This window comes from Kangiella geojedonensis (assembly GCF_000981765.1).
GTDB classification, from domain to species: Bacteria; Pseudomonadota; Gammaproteobacteria; order Enterobacterales; family Kangiellaceae; genus Kangiella; species Kangiella geojedonensis.
The window spans coordinates 1,582,007-1,602,719 of sequence record NZ_CP010975.1 but is presented as its reverse complement, the minus strand read 5'-3'; the positions used below and the strand labels follow the sequence as shown (position 1 = coordinate 1,602,719).

Sequence of the window (20,713 nt, the reverse complement as noted above, 5' to 3'; positions counted from 1 at the left end):
TTGACTTGATTTCAATGCATTAATGCATTAATATATATCCAAGATGTACTTTAATCCAGTAAGTTAGTTTTATCACAGTCTTGCTGACAAATAAAGCAAACTTGAAAAAATTCATAAACTACTAAGATTAAAGTGAAATCAGATACAATCTGATACAGTTTTCCTTCAGCTATATGGTGGGATTTGGCCGAGAATCATTTCTCGGCTTTTTTTTGTTTAAAAATAATTTATCGTACGTTTTTCAATCACATAACCGCTTTTGCCTGACTCACTATATTTCCTTTCTACCCAGTTACCCTGCGAGTCAGTTTTGAGGTATTCATAAGTTAATACTGACTTGTCATCGTTGACATTATGAGTTTCTGACTTAACCCAGTTTTCAGAGTTATATACCTTCGTTGTGGACGAGTGGTAAGTATCCCCGTATAAACGCTTCGTTTCTACGAGTTGATCGTCTGAATTATATGTTGCGTAGTATTCAGACTTGGCTTGAGTATCGTTTGAAATGGTGATTGCAGAGATTAAATTACCGCGTTCATCAAATTTTAGGCTGGTCATCTGTTTTTGGCTGCCACCATACATTGTTGAGGCGTAGGGTAGAACTTCTGCGTCTTTATATAAAAAGCTGATAACGCTAGGATGTTCGCTATCTAGTTTCTCGTATTGCGTAATGAGCCTATGATTGTCATCGTAAAGGTATTGGCTTTCAATTACTGTAGGATCCGCTTCTGGATGGGTTTGGTCAACATAGTGACTAACCATTTCAGTTAACATACCTTGCTCATTAAAGACTGTGCGCCTTGATTGATTTGCGAATATATTGCTCTGGTCGTCGAGTTTACTATAGTCGAAAACATGATGGACTGATTTAACGTCCCCTAGCAGATTGTAGAAACTGATATCTTTCTTTTTAGTTGGGTTATCTTGGCAAGCAAGTAGTGAAAGTAGGGCGACAAATAATAAAGCGGGTATACGTGTCATGGCAAAAAATCCCTTTAGTGTTATATCAATTATATTTAAACACAAAAAAGGCCTCGCATCGCTGCAAGGCCTTTAAAATATGGCTCCCCCTGCTGGATTCGAACCAGCGACATATGGATTAACAGTCCACCGTTCTACCGACTGAACTAAGGGGGAATTGTGTGTTCAACGTTGTGTGCTGAACGGGGCGAGATAATAGACATATTTCGCCCCTTGGTCAACACCTTAGGTGAAAAAAAATTTAATTTGCTACTTTTTTGAGCCGTTCAATCGCTTTTTCAAGTGTTTCCATACTGGCGGCATAGGATAGGCGCATATGACCGGGCGCCCCGAATGCTGAGCCTGGAACTAAAGCTAAATCTACTTTTTCAATGAGTAGCTCAGCCAAATCGAGGTCAGACTCACAACCGTGTTTATCGATTAAGCCCTGAACATTCGGAAATGCATAGAAAGTACCATCGCTTGGTAGACAGGTAATGCCATCAATAGCATTCAACTCTTTTAGCAAATAGTCATGACGTTTCTTGAAAGCCTCAAGCATCGGCTTAATACAGCTTTGGTCACCATTGAGGGCTTCAGTGGCTGCTGCTTGGCTTGGCGCTGCTGGATTAGACGTGCTTTGAGATTGAATTTTTTTCATTGCTGCGATGAGGTTTGCTGGGCCTCCCGCATAACCAATGCGCCATCCCGTCATGGAGTAGGCTTTTGAAACGCCATTGAGGACTATGGTGCGATCATACAGTTCTGGGCAAGCATTTAGGATATTGGTAAATGACCCTTCTTCCCAAAGAATGTGCTCGTACATATCGTCAGTAGCAATGACTATCTCCGGATGCTCTTTAAGAACCTCACCTAAAGCTTTCAATTCATCTTTGGAATAAGCCACGCCAGTCGGGTTGCTTGGGCTATTGATAACAAATAGGCGTGTATGCTCTGTGATAGCCTCTTTAAGTTGCTCGGGTGTTATTTTTAGGTGTTGCTCAATAGTGGTTTTAATGATCACGGGTTGAGCTTCTGCCAATAACGTCATGTCTGGATAGGAAACCCAATATGGCGCAGGGATAATCACTTCATCGCCAGGATTTAGCAAAGCCTGGCACAAGTTATAGAAACTTTGCTTACCGCCGGAAGAGACTAAAATTTGGTTTGGCTCATAACTAAGGCCATTGTCTCTCTTGAATTTATTAATCACCGCTTCTTTAAGCTCAGGCGTACCGTCAACGGCTGTATATTTTGTAGCGCCTTCATTGATTGCTGCTATGGCGGCTTGCTTGATGTGGTCTGGCGTATCAAAGTCGGGTTCACCAGTTCCCAAGCCCACAATATCGCGGCCTTGGGCTTTTAGTTCTTTTGCTTTCGCTGCTACAGCCAACGTCGGAGAAGGCTGAATTAACTGTACTCTTTTGGATAATTCGATTGTCACCGTGATCCCTCGATTTTTTTGCAAAGTATGAGACAATAAGCGTCAATCATACTCCAAGTTATATCGCTACCCAAGCAGTTCTGGCGGCAGGAAGTTAACGAAAGTAACCAAAAGATATAAGTTTATGAGCCAAGTATTCGATTTAAAGTCCCAGTTCCAGCCCGCAGGCGATCAACCCAAAGCGATTGAGAGCCTGTTGGAAGGGTTAGATGATGGGCTATCACACCAGACATTACTCGGTGTGACGGGTTCAGGTAAGACGTATACCATGGCCAATGTCATTGCTAGAAGTGGTAGACCGACTATCATCATGGCCCATAATAAGACTCTGGCTGCGCAGCTTTACGGAGAGATGAAGGATTTCTTTCCCAATAACTCCGTCGAATACTTTGTTTCTTACTATGATTACTACCAGCCAGAGGCTTATGTACCAGCTTCGGATACGTTTATTGAGAAAGACGCGTCGATTAATGAGCATATTGAACAGATGCGCTTGTCCGCGACTAGAGCTTTACTTGAGCGCCGTGACGCCATTATTGTAGCGTCGGTTTCAGCGATTTACGGCTTGGGTGATCCTAAAGCCTTCCACAGCATGGTGATGCACCTGAAGGTTGGTGACGCCATAGACCAGCGCTATATACTAAGACGGTTAGCGGAGCTTCAATATACCCGTAACGATATGGAGCTGCAGCGTGCTACCTATCGTGTACGCGGTGACTTGATCGATATTTACCCCGCTGAATCAGACAAGAATGCCATTCGTATCGAGTTATTTGATGATGAAGTCGAAACCATTCAAACGTTTGACCCGCTGACCGGTGAGGTTTTAAAAAACTTAACTCGAGCGACTATTTTCCCGAAAAGTCACTATGTTACCTCGCGCCAAACCATTTTAGACGCAATTGAGCAAATTAAAGCAGAGCTCAAAGAACGCTTAGCTCAGCTTTATGATATGAACAAGCTGGTGGAAGCTCAGCGCTTAGAGCAACGCGTGAAATTCGACATAGAGATGATGCAGGAGTTAGGGTATTGCTCGGGTATTGAAAACTACTCACGGTATTTATCAGGCGCAGAGCCCGGTGAGCCGCCACCATGTCTGCTCGATTACTTGCCTCCTGATGCGTTAATGATCATTGATGAGTCGCATGTCACTGTGTCGCAGATTGGTGCCATGTACAAGGGTGACCGCTCACGCAAAGAAACCTTGGTAGAGTTTGGCTTTCGCCTTCCTTCCGCGCTTGATAACCGACCGCTCAAGTTCGATGAATTTGAGCGGATTGTTCCCCAGACCCTTTTTATCTCGGCAACGCCTGGCAATTATGAAGAAGAACATTCTGGACAGGTTGTGGAGCAAGTGGTGCGTCCGACAGGTTTGGTGGACCCAGAAATCGAGGTTCGCCCTGTTGGTACTCAGGTGGATGATTTGTTGTCTGAAATCCATAAGCGCGTTGGGATCAATGAAAGGGTGCTTGTGACTACTTTGACTAAAAAGATGTCTGAGGATCTGACCGATTATTTAGCCGAGCATGGTGTTCGAGTGCGTTACCTACATTCTGATATTGATACTGTCGAGCGTATGGAGATTATACGAGATTTACGCTTGGGCGAGTTTGATGTCTTGGTCGGTATTAACCTACTGCGGGAAGGTCTGGACATGCCTGAAGTGTCGTTAGTGGCTATTTTGGATGCTGATAAAGAGGGATTTCTGCGCTCAGAGCGTTCATTGATACAAACCATTGGCCGAGCAGCTCGAAATTTAAACGGCAGGGCGATTCTTTATGGTGATCGTATTACGGGCTCCATGAAAAAAGCGATAGATGAAACGGAGCGCCGCCGTGCTATTCAACAAGCTTTTAATAAAGAGCATGGCATTACCCCGCAAGGAATCAAGAAGAAAATCAGTGATGTTATGGATACCGGTGGTTCCAGCAGAGGTAAAAAGCGAGTAGCGGAGAGAAAAGGGCGGTATGAAGTTAAAAGCTTAGCCGATAGCGTTGAGCAAATTGAAAAGCTGGAGAAGGAAATGTTGGATTTAGCCAAAAACTTGGAGTTTGAAAAAGCAGCTCAAATTCGAGACCAAATAGAAAAGATTCGTGAAGAAAGTATTGCATAGATCACAAAACACGTAATACAAGTGAATTAATTGGTTCGTGACAGCTCAGATGGTAAAATTCGGCAATATCTCGATACTGAAGCTTTATTTATTTGCCGTAGAAGAGTTAAGTTTATATTAAGTTAAGCCTTTATATGATGAGGCAGTTTTTTATGAAGCTGGGAAAGCAAACAATAATAATGAATAGATTATCGAATTTTTTAGCTGGTATTTTTTTCTTGTTAATAACCTCTCTCCCTTCTATTTCAGCGGCAAACACTGAAATTACGACTTACTTTGACCAAAAGCTTAGTAAAATCAATAAATTCCTTTCAGATAATCACCAAGAAGCACTTGAGAAGCCTACCGTTTTGGCTCACTTTGTTGATAAGGAATTACTGAAGGTTTGGGCGGCTGAAAATACTGTGAGGGCTATGCTCGGTCCTAAACGTTGGAAGCGGCTTACTGAATCTCAAACCAATATTCTGATTAAAACCTACGAAAATACTATTCGCCGCTATTTATTTGAGGTATTGCAGCAATACCGAGGTCAAAAGGCTAGCGTCGAAAGCGTAAGACTTAATGATAAGGGTAATAAAGGATGGCTGAGGGTGCGCCTTGAGAGTTCATCATTCCCAACACTCAATATCGATTTAAAGATTTATAAAGAGCAGGAACACTGGACTGTATACGATTTCAGTTTCCAAGGCATAAGCTTTGTAAAAATGAAGCGAGACTTTTTTAGAGACACCTTCGATAAAAGTGGTGCTGAAGGTGTTGTTGCTGAGCTTAGAGAAAAAAATAAAGAGATTAATCAAGCAATGGCGGTGGCAAGCGATGAGTAGCGAGCAAAGCGCCTGGTATTTGGTGCAATGTAAACCTCATCAAGAGAAAAGGGCACAAGAAAACCTTGAAAATCAATCAATTAATAGCTTTTTCCCAATAATTTCTTTAAAAAAAATAGTCCGAGGAAAACGTAAGCAGGTAGAAGAAGCAATGTTTCCAGGGTATTTATTTGTGGAGTTGTTAGAAACTGGCGAGTATTGGTCAAAGATACGCTCTACGCGAGGAGTTCGAGACTTTGTACGTTTTGGTGGTGTTCCGGCAAAGGTTTCGCAGCAACTTTTGGAGCAGTTGAAAGTTATTGATCATGATTTAGTCACAATAGCGGTCGACTCAACGCCTAAAGAAGGTGATCGTGTACGAGTCACAACGGGCCCTTTTAAAGATTTGGAAGGCATATTTAAGATGCCAGATGGTGAGCAGCGCTCCATAGTTCTATTGAATATGTTGGACAAACTCACCGTACTTGAAGTCTCAAACGATGAGTTTGAAAAAATATAACATCATAAAAAGAACATAATATTACTTTTGAAGGTTTCGAGACGAGTGTAAAGCCTATATAATGACGCTCGCTTAGGCGTGAGCTAGCAAAAATATTATAAATAAAAACAATAAGATAGGCACTTTGGGAGCCAAAACCCACGGGCGGTAGCGTGTCTGGGTGACGGAGAAATAGAGATAATCATGGATAATTGGATGGAAAGTAGACTACTAAACGACGATTTAATTCGTGACGTTAACAATATAGCTGTTGAGGCAGGCCAATCGGCCATGTCAATCTATGGAAAAGATTTTAATGTACAGGAAAAGTCTGATCACTCCCCTTTGACTGAAGCAGATCTCGCTTCGCATAGCTGTATCGTTAATGCTTTAAAGAAACTAACCCCATCCATTCCTATTTTATCTGAAGAATCAGCTGATATTCCATGGACTGAGCGTCAGTCGTGGGAGCATTACTGGCTTATAGATCCGCTAGACGGTACAAAAGAATTTATTAAGAGAAATGGTGAGTTCACAGTTAATATTGCTTTAGTTTCGAATGGCAAACCCATCTTTGGCGTGGTTTATGCCCCGGTAAATGAAATTATTTATTTCGGAGGTATAGGCGCAAATGGTAAGAGCTTAGGAGCTTGGAAACAGCTGGGACATAACAAAGAGCCTATATCAGTTTCGTCGCAAGTGCATAAACCAATTCGAATCGTTAGTAGTCGCTCACATCAGTCGGGTGAAATGCAGTCCTATCTAACTAAATTTAAAGATTATGAACTTGTACCAGTGGGTAGCTCGTTGAAAATATGCTTAGTGGCGGAAGGCAAAGCTGACCTCTACCCAAGACTAGGACCTACTTCAGAATGGGACACTGCCGCTGCCCACGCGATATTACTGGCTGCAGGTGGCAAGTGTGTCACTTATGAAAAACACAACGAATTAATGTATAACATTAAAGAGTCATTGCTAAACCCTTACTTTATAGTACAAGGCCCACAACTATGATGAAAAAAACTCTTGGCTTGTTTTTAAGCATTCTTACACTGGCTATGGTTAACGACAGTGCTGCCAACGATTTGTCACAGGCAAAACAGCTTTGTCAAAATGCAACTGAGCAACAAAGACAAATGGCACGAGCCGCTGGTTATGATGTTGACTCTATGTGCGCTTCACTAAAGCAACAAAGTTCCAGTGCTAGTCAAGATACCCAGTCAGCGGGTTCTGTAATGCCTAGAGAGCTTGCGGACTTTCCTCGTCAACAAAATAGCGACAAAGAAATAAAAGAAAAAGAAGAGCAAGAAAAGCTACCAAAAGTAGAGCGTGAGCTGAAAAAATTTGGCTACGATTTATTTGCGGGTGTACCAACAACGTACACTCCAGTTAGCAATATTCCAGTACCTTCTAACTACATCGTGGGGCCTGGTGACACCGTTAAAGTTCAACTTTTCGGAAAAGAGAACAATAGCTATGAATTAACGGTTGAACGAGACGGAACAATCCAGTTTCCTCAACTTGGTCCAATAAATGTTGCAGGGTTATCGTATACCGAGTTAAAGCAGTCCCTGAACCAGCGAATTAGTGAACAATACATTGGGGTTCAATCAAATGTAAGTCTCGGTGAATTGCGCTCAATACAAATTTTCCTTCTTGGAGAGTCATTCAAGCCTGGCGCTTACACTGTTTCTTCATTATCTACTGTTATGAACGCTTTATATGTGAGTGGTGGTCTAACAGGTATAGGCTCTTTGAGAAACATCCAGCTTAAACGCAATGGAAAGGTTATTTCGACTGTTGATTTATACGACTTATTGTTAAGAGGGGACACTAGTAATGATCAACGATTACAGTCTGGTGATGTTATCTTCATTCCTTCGGTTAAGAAGGTGGCATCAGTCGCGGGAGAAGTTGTAAGACCTGCAACTTACGAGCTAAAAGGTGAGAAGACGGTTAGTGAGCTTATTGATCTTGCGGGTGGGCTTTTACCTAACGCTTATAAAAGTGATGCGCGAATAGAAAGGGTCAGTAAGTCAGGACAACAAACAGTGGTAGATCTAAATCTAAACACAGGGACTGGGCTTAATACAAAAATTAAGAGTGGTGATTTATTAAAAATCTTCCCAGCCGTGGAAAGGGAAGAAAATGTAATTGAGTTAATTGGTCATGTCTATCGTCCAGGTTTAATAAAGTGGACAAAAGGATTAAAGCTTAGTGATGTCTTAAAGAGCGAATTAAAACTCAGGCCTCATGCAAACATCGATGCTGTGATTGTGTTCAGAGAAACGGATGCTCTTGGCAATATAGAGCCATATATTGTGAACTTGCGAACTATATGGGCTGGAGATAATGAGTTTAAATTACACTCCCGCGATAAAGTGATTGTCTTATCAAACCAAATTACCGAAAAAGATATTAGTTTATATTTGGAGCGCGCAAAAACGGCTCAATTAGAAAGAGCGAGTTTCCAAAAAGAGTTAGAGTCAATTACAAATAAAGATGAGTTGACAACGAATATTGGTGGCTACGCAGGATTGGAAAGTAAAATCCAAAGAAAAAAACAAAAAGAAGATCTAGAAGGTCGTGTACTTAATTCTGAAAGCGTAGAGTTTGATGAATTAAAGCTTGCGCAGATCAAGCAGGAAATTCGGAATGAACCACTTTCTAAGTTTATCGCCCAGCTTAGGTCTCAAGCATCTAATCAAAGTGTAGCTAAACTTGTAAAGATTAGCGGAGGGGTAAAGTTTCCTGGTCAATATCCATACCAAAAAAATATGAGTGTCTTGCAGCTGATCCAGTTAGCTGGTGGGCTAACAGAGGTTGCATATTTAGCAAATGCAGAAGTGACCACTCGCACCTTCTCCGTAGATGGTGGGGTAAATATTAGACATAAAGGCATTAGTTTGCAGGAAGTCTTTCTGGGGGAATCTGGTGCAACCCTGTCACCTTTTGATGAGGTAAATATAAAGGTTTCTCCAAATATTACTGAAGAAATCTATGTGGATGTTACAGGCGAAGTGCGCTACCCAGGCAGATATCGAGTTGCTCGAGGGGAAACTCTAAGCCAACTAATCAATCGTGTTGGGGGCTTTACAAAGTATGCTCATCCTAAAGCAACAGTATTTTCACGAAAAACTCTTCGTCAACACGAACAGAAGAAATTAGAGCAACTCCAAGCTAAGCTTCGTCAGGATATAGCAATTTCCGAACTAGAAGATACTAACATCGGCAAATCAGCAGACATTGAATCTGCACAATCATTGCTAAACATATTGAGCTCGACAGAGGCTACAGGACGTCTTGTTATAGATATTGATTCAATATTGGCCGATAACAGTGAAGACATAATTCTAAAGTCTGGTGACAAATTAATTGTGCCAAGTTTCCGACAAGAAGTTACTGTTGTTGGTGAGGTGCAAGTCGCTACATCACATCTTTACAGCGAGAAATTTGATTATCAAGATTATATAGACCGTAGTGGTGGCGAAAAAGATACCGCGAACTCCGATGCTATTTATATAGTAAAAGCCGATGGCTCAGTAGTTCTACCAAACCAATCATCATGGCTAAGCCATAATGATAGCGAGATTGAACCAGGAGATACTATAGTAGTACCACTAGACACCTCACGTGTTGATGGCTTAGAGCTTTGGAGTAAGGTCAGCCAGATTGTTTATCAGTTAGCTCTAGGTGCGGCTGCGGTTAATAGCTTCTAAGATCTAGATCCTGGCTGTGTCTTGGCTCATCCTATGGGTAGCTAGATTTACTACATCATGCGAATGTAACGTAGTAACCTCAATCAGCTTCAAAATATCGAATAAAACATTATGAAAAAAACTCTAATAGCATTATTAATACTAAGCGGGTCGATAGTTAAGGCAGAGCCTTGGCTAGATACGAGTGACGTGTGGTTAAGAGCTGACATTGAAGCATTATCTGCTCACGGCGTTATAAATACGCCAATTACAACTTGGCCTCTTCCTTGGGCTCGTATCGTTAAAGATATTGATAATGCAGAGTTGGACCAAGTGCCAGAACCTTTAGTCCCAGCATTAATGCGTGTCAAAAGAAAGGCAAGAATAGAGACTTCAACAGATACACGCAGTGAACTATCACTTAAAGCGGGAAATGAAGGCAAGGTATTACGACACTTTGGTGATAACCGTCGAGAAAAGGCAGAAATATCTTCGCGTAACACAGGTATGAGCAAAAGTTTTGCATGGAATATCGAAGCAACAAAAGCTTATGATCCTTTTGATGGAGAAGAAGAGCGGTTAGATAAGAGTTACCTTGCAGCTATTTGGGGCAACTGGATCTTATCTGCAGGCGCTCAAGAACGGTGGTATGGCCCAGGTTGGGATAGTTCGTTAATTCTTAGCAATAATGCACGCCCAGTACCTGCACTGTCAGTCCAACGTAATTATGCCGAGCCTTTTGAAAGTAACTGGTTATCTTGGATTGGTCCTTGGTCTGTCTCAGCTTTTGCTGGTCAGCTAGAAAGTGACCGTTTTATTCCTCATGCAAAGTTACTTGGCATGTCGATAACTTTCAAACCCTTTGAGTCATTAGAGATAGGCTTAAGAAGAACTGCACAATGGGGAGGCGAGGGAAGACCTGAATCATTATCAAGTTTAGTTGACCTTGCAATAGGTCGAACCAACTGTGATCAAATTGAAGATGGTTGTGATGATCGCCTCAACTCTAATGAAGCTGGCAACCAATTAGCAGGAGTAGACTTTTATTGGAGAGTGCCTACTAAAAAATATGTTGGTTCAATTTACGGGCAGCTGGTTGGTGAAGATGAAGCAGGGTACGCCCCCTCTAGAAAACTTTATCAACTAGGTTATAAAAATAATTTTGTTATAAGCGATACACTCGTTACTACTTATATTGAGTATGCTGATACCGAAAATGAGTACGCACAAAACGTAACTTATGAGCACGGGATATATCGAACAGGTTACCGCTCAGAAGGCAGAAGTATTGGTTCTACATACGACGCAGATACTGAAAGTCTAGCATTGGGGTTACTTGCATCAACAATATCAGGTACTCGTTATAAAATATCAGTTTCAAAAGTTAACATGAATAAAGGTGGTGTCGGAGATAAGCATACTATTGCGACCCATGAACTTAACTTCAACAGGCTTTCGCTTAAATACCAAAAACCTTTTAAGCACGGTCTATTATCGGCTTCCATTGACTATCAAGATAAAGCTTTTGAAGTATCAGGAGATGAAACTGATAAATATAATGTAGGACTTTCATGGACAATGGAGTTATGAGTTGTGAATGTTAGTTTAACCAAGCCGCCTAACAATCGTCATTGTGAGGCCTTTAGGCCGAAGCAATCTCTATATGAAATTAGAAAATTATGAAAAGTGAAAACAATCAACAATTAAATCAAACTCAGTTGCCTTATCACGAAGACGAAATCGACTTACGTGAACTTTTTTCTATTCTCTGGAAAGGAAAGTGGGTCATTATTGGAGTAACTTTCATTTTTGCCATTGCATCCGTTGGGTACGCGCTTTACCTTCCTAATGAATATAAAGCAACAGCAGTTTTGCAGCCTAATGAAAGTGGCTCCGGTGGGAAATTAGCATCTCTAGCAGGACAGTTTGGCGGTCTTGCTTCAATGGCTGGGATTAACTTGGGTGCTGGTGAATCATCAGATGCTGTCATAGCAATGGAAATCATGAAAAGCTGGGGGTTCGCAGAAGAATTTATTAATAAACATAATATTGCAGTTGAATTGTTTGCGGCTAAAGGGTGGGACCAATCTAAGAAAAAGCTGATCATAGATGATGATCTTTATAATGAAGCAACTGAAACCTGGGTCCGTGAGGCACCTAAAGGCAAAACTGTGGAGCCTAGTAGTTGGGAATTATTCGAGGAATTCAAAGAACGATTGTCTATCAGTCAGGATAAAGATACCGGTTTAGTTAGCGTGTCGGTCACACACTACTCTCCAGAAATTGCAAAAGAGTGGGTAGACATGCTTACTGAAGATATCAACAAATTGATGAAAGATCGAGCTTTAGAAGAAGCCAACCAAAATATTCAATATCTTGAAGAGCAATTCAAAAGTACATCCTATGCAGAGCTAAGAGCAATGTTTAGTGAGTTAATACAAGAGCAACACAAATCGAAAATGCTTGCACAGGTTTCTGATGAGTATGTATTTAAAGCTGTAAGTGTGGCAAAAGTGCCAGAAGAAAAGGATAAACCGAAAAGGTCTATAATTGTTATTCTCGGCATTTTGCTAGGAAGTATTTTCAGTACATTAATTATAATGCTGAAGGCATTCTATCAAAAAGACTAAGATTGAGGAATTAAACTTGTGTTAAATGATAAGACAGTATTGATAACAGGCGGAACAGGATCTTTTGGTAAGCAATTTATTAAAACTATCCTTGAACGCTACAGTGATGTAAAAAAAATTATTATATTCTCACGGGATGAATTAAAGCAGTTCGAACTTAAGCAACAGTACCCAACGCAAGATTATCCTCAGTTACGTTTTTTTATTGGGGATGTTCGCGATCAAAACCGCATAATTCAGGCCTGTGAGGGTGTGGATGTGATTATCCATGCTGCTGCAATTAAGCAGGTTGATACAGCTGAATATAACCCAACTGAGTGTATTAGGACGAATATCGACGGTGCGGAAAATGTTATCCAAGCGGCTCTGCAGTGTGGAGTCAATGATGTTGTAGCTCTATCTACCGATAAAGCATGTGCGCCAATTAATTTATATGGTGCGACCAAGTTAGCATCAGATAAGTTATTTGCAGCAGCAAATAATATTCGAGGCTCAAAAGACATATGCTTCAGTGTTGTTCGTTATGGAAATGTGATGGGGTCGAGAGGATCTGTCATTCCTTTCTTTTTGAAAAAACGCGAAGAAGGAGTGTTGCCAATCACACACGAAGAGATGACTCGTTTTAATATTTCGCTACAAGACGGTGTTAACATGGTGATGTATGCACTGGAAAACCACCTTGGAGGTGAGATTTTCGTGCCTAAGATTCCATCGTATCGAATTTTGGATGTTGCCAAAGCAGTTGCACCTAATTGCGAAACAAAAGTTGTTGGTATTCGCCCAGGCGAAAAGTTGCACGAAGAAATGATCACAGACACCGATTCATTGAACACAATTGATTTAGGTGACTACTACGCGATTCTACCTTCCGTATCATTCACTTATACCGAAGAAGAGTTCCTGAAACACCACAAAGCTGTGAAGGTTCCATTTGGTTTTAAATACAACTCAGGTACAAACGAAGAGTGGGAGTCGGTCGATAGCTTAAGACAGTTAATAGTAGAGCATGTGGATAGAAACTTTAAAGTACAGGATTAAATCGTGATTCCATACGGCAAACAAGATATCAGTCAGCAAGATATCGATTCGGTTGTTGACGTTTTAAAGTCAGACTTCTTGACCCAAGGACCCAAGGTCCCAGCATTTGAGCAAGCTGTTGCAAGCCATGTGGGCGCTAAGCATGCCTTAGCGGTTAATAGTGCGACCAGTGCTTTACATATTGCCTGCTTGGCTTTAGGGCTAGCGGAAGGGGGTTGGCTTTGGACAACGCCGATCACATTTGTTGCATCAGCTAACTGTGGTTTATATTGTGGTGCTAAAGTTGACTTTGTTGACATTGATCCCAAAACTTATAACCTTTGTCCGAAAGAGCTTGAGGCTAAGCTTGTTCAAGCAGAACGTAAAGGAACTCTGCCAAAGGTGCTTGTTGCTGTTCATCTATGCGGTCAACCTTGTGATATGCAGGCTATTCGTAAGCTTTCTAAAAAGTATGGTTTCAAGGTTATTGAAGATGCCTCCCATGCTGTTGGTGGCAAATACAAAAGTGAGTTTATTGGAAATTGCCGTTTTAGTGATATAACTATCTTCAGTTTTCATCCAGTAAAGATCATTACTACAGCAGAAGGTGGCTTGGCGCTTACAAACAATGATTCATTAGCTGAGAAAATGAACCTATACCGTAGTCATGGTGTAACTCGTGAAATAGAGAAAATGACGCATGAGCCCGACGGTCCTTGGTATTATCAACAGGTTGAACTGGGATATAACTATCGTATGACAGAGCTTCAGGCCGCATTAGGCCTTAGTCAAATGCTACGCCTTGATAAGTTCGTTGCGAAACGGCATGTGTTAGCTAAACGTTACGATAAGTTACTAGATAAGCTTCCTATTACCTTACCTTGGCAGCATGAAGACAGCTACTCTGGATTACACCTTTATGTGATCCGCCTACAATTAGACAAGCTCAATAAGTCACACCTCGAGGTTTTCGAGCAGCTTCGAGATAACGGTATTGGTGTTAATGTACACTATATCCCTGTACATACTCAGCCATATTACAAGCACATGGGGTTCAAGCAGGGTGACTTCCCGAACGCAGAGCAATATTACTCCGAAGCAATTAGCCTTCCAATGTTCCCGAAGATGACAGAGCAACAACAGGATAAGGTCGTGGAGGTCTTGACCAAGGTGTTAACTCAATGAGGGTAGCTGTTATTCCTGCTCGTGGTGGTAGTAAACGTATCCCGCGCAAAAACATCAAAGAGTTTTTTGACAAACCAATGATTGCTTGGTCGATTGAAGCTGCAAGAAAGAGTCAGTGCTTCGAACGTATTATCGTATCGACGGATGACAGCGAAATAGCAGAGGTAGCCAAGCAATATGGGGCAGAAGTACCTTTTATGCGCCCTAAAAGTTTGTCCGATGACTACACAGGCACAATCCCAGTTATTAAACAGGCAATTGAATGGCTTGCAGATAACGAGCAACATCCAAGCCTTGTTTGCTGCCTTTACGCAACGGCTCCCTTTGTTGAAGCAGAGGATATCCAACGGGGATTAATAGAGGTGACTCAATCTGGAGTTGAATATGCATTCACTGTAACAAGTTATGCATTCCCAATTCAGAGAGCCTTAAGAGTTGATAAAAAGTCAGGTCTTGAAATGTTCCATCCAGAGCACTTTAATACTCGCTCTCAGGACCTAGAAGAAGCCTATCACGATGCAGGTCAGTTTTACTGGGGAACAACGGAAGCTTGGTTGGCTGAAAAAGTTATATTTGGTTCATCGTCTAGGCCCGTTTTTCTACCTCGTCATCGTGTCCAGGATATTGATACTCCTGAAGACTGGGAGCGAGCAGAGTATTTATATAAAGCAATGCAAAAATGAAAGTTGTTTTCCGTGTTGATGCCTCTACACAAATGGGCTCAGGTCATGTTATGCGCTGCCTCACTTTGGCTAATGCTTTGCGAGAAAGAGGTGGAGCCTGTCAGTTTATTTGCCGTGAACACAATGGCAACCTTATAGAATTTGTTGAGACACAGGGGCACATTGTGCATAGTCTTAGAGAGCTTGATAAAAACTCAGAAAGGACTGGTAATAAAAAAGGTGATCAAGAATTAGCCCACAGCTCTTGGTTGGGCGCTACTCAGGAAGAAGATGCTGCTGAATGTCAGCGAATTTTAAAGTCCATTAATCCCCACTGGCTGATAGTTGATCATTATGCACTAGATGCAACGTGGCAAAAATTGTTAAGACCATACTACAACAAACTGATGGTCATTGATGATTTGGCTGACAGACATCATTTATGCGATATTTTGCTAGATCAAACGTACGGCCGAGAGGTTTCAGATTATACAGGTCTGGTCCCAGAGAAATGTGAATTGCTTTGTGGTGCACAATATGCTTTATTGCGCTCAGAATTTACCGAATGGCGAAACTTCAGTCTAGCAAGAAGAAAAGCTAAAGCTGGTACTATCAAGAATATTTTGATTAATTTAGGTGGCGTTGATAATGATAACATCACCAGTAAAATCTTATTGAACATAGCTGATTCCGACTTACCTGCAGACACTGAGTTCACAGTTGTTATGGGTGCTACAGCACCTCATATAGAAGCTGTTATAGCACAAGCTCATAAAATGCCTTGGCAAACAGAGGTCAAGGTTGGAGTTAACAATATGGCAGAGTTGATGGCTAACAGTGACTTAGCTATAGGTGCCGCTGGAGCAACATCTTGGGAGAGGTGTTGTTTAGGATTGCCAACTATAATGATTGTCATTGCTGAAAATCAAAGAAAAATAGCGAATGAACTAGAATACGCTGGTGCTGCTGTGGCCGTTGATAAAAATCGCATTGAGCATACTTCTATACTAGTCGAGAAGAGTCTAAAGCCAAAACAAGTAATTCAACTGAGCTTTCAGGCTAAAAGTATTTGTGATGGTTCAGGAACCAGCAGAGTTATAAAGCAGTTATTCGGAAAAAAATATGCGTATTAGTGTGTTATGTAGTGATGAAAAGCATCCTATCAATGCTTATTTGCTAGAGTGGATCGAGCAAAGATCTGCTAACCATTCGATTGAGCTTGTGAGAAGAAAAGACAAGTTATCTGGTGGAGATATATTATTCTTGATTTCGTGTTCAGAGCTAATTACCAAAGCAGAACGTAATAAATATAAAGCTAGCCTTGTGATACATGCAAGTGACTTACCAAAGGGTAGAGGTTGGAGCCCTCATATTTGGCAAATTCTAGAAGGCAACGAAGACATTACTGTGAGCCTACTCGAAGCTGAAGACAAAGTTGATAGCGGGCGAATCTGGAAGAAGGTTAGCTTCAAAGTATCTAGCAATGCATTATGGGATGAAATTAACGAAAGTCTTTTTAAAGTAGAGATTGAGCTTATGGAGTTTGCCATAAGAGAGTTTTCTACAGTAGAACCTCAAGAACAAAGTAAGCAATTCGCAGCTACCTATTACCCTAAAAGAACGCCAGCAGATAGCCAAGTTGATCCCAATAGGACTATTGCTGAGCAGTTCGATTGCATTCGTGTGTGTGATCCAAATAGATTTCCTGCATTTTTTAAACTAAGAGGTAGGAAGTATATAATTAAGTTGGAGAAAGTTGATGAGTAAAACACTAACTATTGATGGTCGAGTGATTGGGGAGGGCTTTGCTCCTTATATAATAGCAGAGATGTCAGCGAATCATAACGGAGACATAAATAAGGGCTTTCGTATTATAGAGGAAGCAAAAAAAGCAGGTGCAGATGCCGTCAAAATTCAAACCTATCGTCCTGACACCATAACTCTGGACAGTAATTTACCAGATTTTATGATTACTGATGGTTTGTGGGCAGGACGCAATTTATATGAACTGTACGAGTGGGCTCATACCCCATGGGAATGGCATAAACCATTGTTTGAGCATGCTCGTAAGTTAGGGATTACTATTTTCAGTTCTCCATTTGATACAACTGCCGTAGACTTACTTGAAGACCTTAATTCACCAGCCTATAAAATTGCTTCGTTTGAAGCAATAGACTTACCCTTGATTAAATATGTCGCAAACACAGGCAAGCCGATGATTATTTCAACGGGAATGGCTGATGCTGAAGAAATTCAAGAGGCAATAGAAGCTGCGCGTGAAGGAGGATGTAAAGAGCTAGCTATATTGCATTGTGTTAGCGGTTATCCCGCTCCAGCTGCAGACTATAACTTACGCACCATTAAGGATATGGCGAAACGCTATGGACTAGTTACTGGTTTATCAGATCATACTTTAGATAATACAACTGCAATCACTAGCGTTGCGTTAGGTGCATCAATAATAGAAAAACACTTTACACTAGACCGTAGTGGCGGAGGACCTGACGACAGCTTCTCGCTAGAGCCCTTAGAACTAGAAGCATTGTGCCGTGATACGAAAACTGCATGGCAAGCCTTGGGTGAAGTCAATTACGGTCGCAAATCAAGTGAGCAAGGAAATGTTAAATTCAGACGCTCGTTATATTTTGTAAAAGACCTAAAAGCTGGTGAAACCATCACTGAAGACGCTATAAGAAGTGTAAGGCCAGGGTTTGGTTTAGCGCCTAAATATTTAGATGAGGTTATCGGTAAGAAAGTTAAGTGTGATGTAAAGAGTGCCACGGCTGTTGGTTGGGACATATTAGTACAACTATAAAATTGTAAATAGCACACGGCAGACATACCTTGAGTATTTTTATAAGATTGAGAAATTTTGCTGTTCAGTTTGTAAATATAAACGATAATTTGAGATAAATTATTTAATGTTGGAGATTATAAGAACGTGGGCTTATACGCTGCTACTAGGATTAGCTTCATTAATATCCTTTGGCAAAGTATTTTTGTATTCACATCTTCTACCGATTGAAGACTTTGCTTACATTAATTATTTCTTTATTGCTGTTGGAGTTACGTTTTTATTGCTTGGTGTTGGAATTGTTACTCGCTCACATATAGAGTTTGTACAAAAATATAAAGAGTCAAAGTATGAGAGTAAAAATTTAGTCCTAGTGTTTCAAAGCCCAATTATTATTAACGGGCTAATAAGCATTGCAGTTTTAGCTTTATCGAGTTTTATAGTTCAACAGCAAAATTATATTTTGTTATATGGTGCGATAATCCACTCAACGCTAAATTTGATTTTTTTCCTGGATATCGTATATCAAAAAAGCACAGGTGACTTCATGGGGTACAGCCTCAGGTTGTTGATAAGAAATATACTCATACTTGCATCTGGTTTATTTGCTTTTTTGATTTTGGAAAAGAAAGAGGTCATAATTTACGGTGAGCTGTTAGCATTAGTTTTGTTGAATATTAAATTATTAGTAGTTTTATTTCGAAACTTTATTTGGCCAACCAAAATATTTATTAAAGAAACACTCAAATACATACCAATAACATTAATGGCTGTGTTATTACAATACTCAGATAGGTTATCAGCAGCTTTTGTATTGAACACAAGTGAGTTCTCTAATTTTTCATATTACGCGTTAATTATCATTGTCGGTTTAACTTTGCAACAGATAATTAATACTCGCTTTCTACGTTCAATTACTTTAGATGTTATGAGAGATAAAAAACTGGCCTTTGGAAAGACTCTAGTTTCTACTTTTTACTTATTTGCTCTGCAAATTGTATTTATAAGCTTTGTGGGTTATTTTCTGACGAACTGGTTTGCACCAGCATGGTTTACTACCGATACTTATACACTAATTATTTTTATTCTGATAGCAGCAATAAAGGGTAGTGACTTGATGTCTGGTTTTTGTATTGCTAGTGACGAGAAGAAAATATTGTTTGTATTTCAAATAAGTGTCGCGACACTTATTTTGGTTTTGCTTTTTGTTTTTGATCTTCGTTATGCATCTCTACACATTTTAATGACTGGAATTTTGAGCGCTTTTGTTTTTTGTTACTTTTTGATGGCAATATCAATTTATTTAAAATTGAGAACACATCCAGATAAAACAAGTGGGTGAATTTATATTATGAACGTAGGCTTAGTCAATATTTATGCTTTTAGGCCCCATGTTGAGCACCTATACTTTCTTTCAGAAGTACTAAAGAAAGATGGACACAATACACACTTTTTAACCTGCGATGCTACACTATCGAGTTGTTATCCTAGGGCCCTAAAGCAGTCATCAAAGGTTTCAGAGTGTAGCAAGTGTATTTTAGGTGGGGTGAGAAGTTATCCAGTTAAACAAATTTCAAGCATAGCCAATAGTTATAGTAGTACCTTATCGAACTCAACATTAAATGAGCTCGCCTTATCAAGTGCCTGCACTTTACATAGAACAGAAAGTGAAGATGATTATGATTTAGAGGAAGTTAAACAAACAATCAAGGAACTGTCTAAGCCCATCTCTGTCGTTTATGAGTCCACTGTTGACTGGATCCAAAAGAACCAGTTAGATGCTGTGATAGTCTTTAATGGCCGTATGGATGCCACTCGAGCTATAACTTTTGCATGTGAAAGGCTAAGCGTTCCTTTTATTACACATGAAAGATCTTGGTTTGGAGATGGGCTCAGGTTAAATCCAGGAGCAAACTGCTTATCGATACGGCATGTTGATAAGCTGGTTCGTGAATATGACTCGAAGCCACTAACCTTCGAGCAGTCAATGCTTGCTGCTAAACATTTAGCACAAAGGTTTTTACAGGCTAATAAGTTAGAGTGGCGATTATATAATGCTAACCCTGAGCCTGCTAAATGGCCTCTTTCATCACCGGGAAAAAAAATACTGGTCATTCCAAGTAGCAAAAATGAATTTGCAGGTCACCCGGAATGGAAAAGTGGGTGGAAATCTAATACTCAGGCCTTAGAGGATTATATGGAAGCGTTTGATATTAAGCCAGAGCAAGTAATTGTCAGGTGCCACCCTAACTGGTCAGAGAATATTGGAGCTGTAACTGGTGAAAAGTCACAGCAACATTACTCGGAATGGGCCGCCAGTCGTGGAGTACATGTAATTAATAGTGATAGTAAGTTAAGCACTTATGACCTTATACAACAAGCTGATATTGTAATAATGAACGGTGGCTCTTCAGCAGTAGAAGCGGGCGCATGTGGCAAAGAGGTTGTTTGCTTAGGTCCATCACCATATATGAGTTGTGGGTTCGTAAAAACTTTTCTTAATCAAGACGACTTAAGTTCCGAGTGGGCAGGTAAAGTTAAAACTAAAACCGAAATTATTCAGTCGACATTAAGGTATATGTATTTAAGGGCAAGAAGGTTCCCTCAATATGTTGATAATGTTATTGCCAATACAACTACAGACTACTCATATTATGAGGGTGCAGATTCTCGTGTCTTAATTGATATGTTTAAAAGTGAAGTTGTAGAAGCGTACGACAAAGAGTTTGGTGCCTCTGACGAGGCTGAATTAAAGGTGGTAGAGAAAGTAAGGTCGAAAGAGTGGAGGGAGTTGACCAAGTATGAACCAAGTATAAAGTTAGGCCCAAGCATTAATATATCAAGAAAGAAGAGCTTAAAGTTTATTGATTATGTTCGATCTAAAATCAAGCGCGGTGATCGTTAAGTT

The 20,713-nt window shown here is 40.5% G+C and carries 17 protein-coding genes and 1 tRNA gene; 15 read left to right on the top strand and 3 right to left on the bottom strand.

Going from position 1 to position 20,713, the window contains the following annotated elements; translation table 11 throughout:
* Positions 1 to 216 precede the first annotated feature (216 nt).
* The 3 genes from TQ33_RS07155 to TQ33_RS07145 form a co-directional block, all read right to left on the bottom strand.
* Complete coding sequence (locus TQ33_RS07155; RefSeq protein ID WP_046561445.1) at positions 217 to 981, bottom strand: hypothetical protein; 765 nt, start codon at positions 979 to 981, stop codon at positions 217 to 219.
* An 80-nt stretch (positions 982 to 1,061) separates the two neighbouring features.
* Positions 1,062 to 1,137 (bottom strand) — tRNA-Asn (locus TQ33_RS07150).
* Between the two features lie 85 nt (positions 1,138 to 1,222).
* The gene (locus TQ33_RS07145; RefSeq protein ID WP_046561444.1) at positions 1,223 to 2,404 is read right to left on the bottom strand and encodes a pyridoxal phosphate-dependent aminotransferase; all 1,182 of its coding nucleotides are present in this window, start codon (positions 2,402 to 2,404) and stop codon (positions 1,223 to 1,225) included.
* 124 nt (positions 2,405 to 2,528) lie between these two features.
* On the opposite strand from TQ33_RS07145, the gene uvrB reads away from it, so the two are divergent.
* The 15 genes from uvrB to TQ33_RS07070 all read left to right on the top strand — a co-directional run bounded on the left by uvrB (position 2,529) and on the right by TQ33_RS07070 (position 20,710).
* Entirely contained in the window at positions 2,529 to 4,517 is a 1,989-nt protein-coding gene (gene uvrB, locus TQ33_RS07140; protein WP_046561443.1) for an excinuclease ABC subunit UvrB, read from the top strand.
* A gap of 152 nt (positions 4,518 to 4,669) precedes the next feature.
* A complete protein-coding gene (locus tag TQ33_RS07135; RefSeq protein ID WP_228640064.1) occupies positions 4,670 to 5,341 on the top strand; it encodes an MlaC/ttg2D family ABC transporter substrate-binding protein in 672 nt (223 codons plus the stop codon).
* Positions 5,334 to 5,840 carry a transcription/translation regulatory transformer protein RfaH gene (rfaH, locus tag TQ33_RS07130; protein WP_046561441.1) on the top strand — a complete coding sequence of 169 codons (507 nt, stop codon included), beginning with the start codon at positions 5,334 to 5,336 and terminating at the stop codon, positions 5,838 to 5,840. Before TQ33_RS07135 ends, rfaH begins: the two co-directional genes overlap by 8 nt.
* A gap of 183 nt (positions 5,841 to 6,023) precedes the next feature.
* Positions 6,024 to 6,833 carry a 3'(2'),5'-bisphosphate nucleotidase CysQ gene (cysQ, locus tag TQ33_RS07125; RefSeq protein ID WP_084616942.1) on the top strand — a complete coding sequence of 270 codons (810 nt, stop codon included), beginning with the start codon at positions 6,024 to 6,026 and terminating at the stop codon, positions 6,831 to 6,833.
* Entirely contained in the window at positions 6,830 to 9,538 is a 2,709-nt protein-coding gene (locus TQ33_RS07120) for an SLBB domain-containing protein (RefSeq protein ID WP_052735237.1), read from the top strand. The genes cysQ and TQ33_RS07120 overlap by 4 nt, the downstream gene beginning before the upstream one ends.
* Positions 9,539 to 9,649: 111 nt before the next feature.
* Positions 9,650 to 11,107, top strand: coding sequence for a capsule assembly Wzi family protein (locus tag TQ33_RS07115; protein WP_046561440.1), 1,458 nt, complete (start codon positions 9,650 to 9,652; stop codon positions 11,105 to 11,107).
* 89 nt (positions 11,108 to 11,196) lie between these two features.
* The gene (locus TQ33_RS07110) at positions 11,197 to 12,147 is read left to right on the top strand and encodes a Wzz/FepE/Etk N-terminal domain-containing protein (RefSeq protein ID WP_046561439.1); all 951 of its coding nucleotides are present in this window, start codon (positions 11,197 to 11,199) and stop codon (positions 12,145 to 12,147) included.
* An 18-nt stretch (positions 12,148 to 12,165) separates the two neighbouring features.
* Positions 12,166 to 13,185, top strand: coding sequence for a UDP-N-acetylglucosamine 4,6-dehydratase (inverting) (gene pseB / locus TQ33_RS07105; protein ID WP_046561438.1), 1,020 nt, complete (start codon positions 12,166 to 12,168; stop codon positions 13,183 to 13,185).
* A gap of 3 nt (positions 13,186 to 13,188) precedes the next feature.
* Entirely contained in the window at positions 13,189 to 14,349 is a 1,161-nt protein-coding gene (gene pseC, locus TQ33_RS07100; RefSeq protein ID WP_046561437.1) for a UDP-4-amino-4,6-dideoxy-N-acetyl-beta-L-altrosamine transaminase, read from the top strand.
* Positions 14,346 to 15,032 (top strand): pseudaminic acid cytidylyltransferase, encoded by a 687-nt coding sequence (pseF, locus tag TQ33_RS07095; protein WP_046561436.1) that lies wholly within the window; start codon positions 14,346 to 14,348, stop codon positions 15,030 to 15,032. The genes pseC and pseF overlap by 4 nt, the downstream gene beginning before the upstream one ends.
* Positions 15,029 to 16,144 carry a UDP-2,4-diacetamido-2,4,6-trideoxy-beta-L-altropyranose hydrolase gene (pseG, locus tag TQ33_RS07090; protein WP_046561435.1) on the top strand — a complete coding sequence of 372 codons (1,116 nt, stop codon included), beginning with the start codon at positions 15,029 to 15,031 and terminating at the stop codon, positions 16,142 to 16,144. Before pseF ends, pseG begins: the two co-directional genes overlap by 4 nt.
* The gene (locus TQ33_RS07085; RefSeq protein WP_046561434.1) at positions 16,134 to 16,778 is read left to right on the top strand and encodes a formyltransferase family protein; all 645 of its coding nucleotides are present in this window, start codon (positions 16,134 to 16,136) and stop codon (positions 16,776 to 16,778) included. The genes pseG and TQ33_RS07085 overlap by 11 nt, the downstream gene beginning before the upstream one ends.
* Positions 16,771 to 17,826 (top strand): pseudaminic acid synthase, encoded by a 1,056-nt coding sequence (gene pseI / locus TQ33_RS07080; RefSeq protein WP_046561433.1) that lies wholly within the window; start codon positions 16,771 to 16,773, stop codon positions 17,824 to 17,826. The genes TQ33_RS07085 and pseI overlap by 8 nt, the downstream gene beginning before the upstream one ends.
* Before the next feature lie 106 nt (positions 17,827 to 17,932).
* Positions 17,933 to 19,147, top strand: a complete 1,215-nt coding sequence (locus tag TQ33_RS07075) for a hypothetical protein (RefSeq protein WP_046561432.1) — start codon at positions 17,933 to 17,935, stop codon at positions 19,145 to 19,147.
* A gap of 9 nt (positions 19,148 to 19,156) precedes the next feature.
* A complete protein-coding gene (locus TQ33_RS07070; RefSeq protein ID WP_046561431.1) occupies positions 19,157 to 20,710 on the top strand; it encodes a capsule biosynthesis protein in 1,554 nt (517 codons plus the stop codon).
* The last annotated feature ends 3 nt before the right edge of the window (positions 20,711 to 20,713 follow it).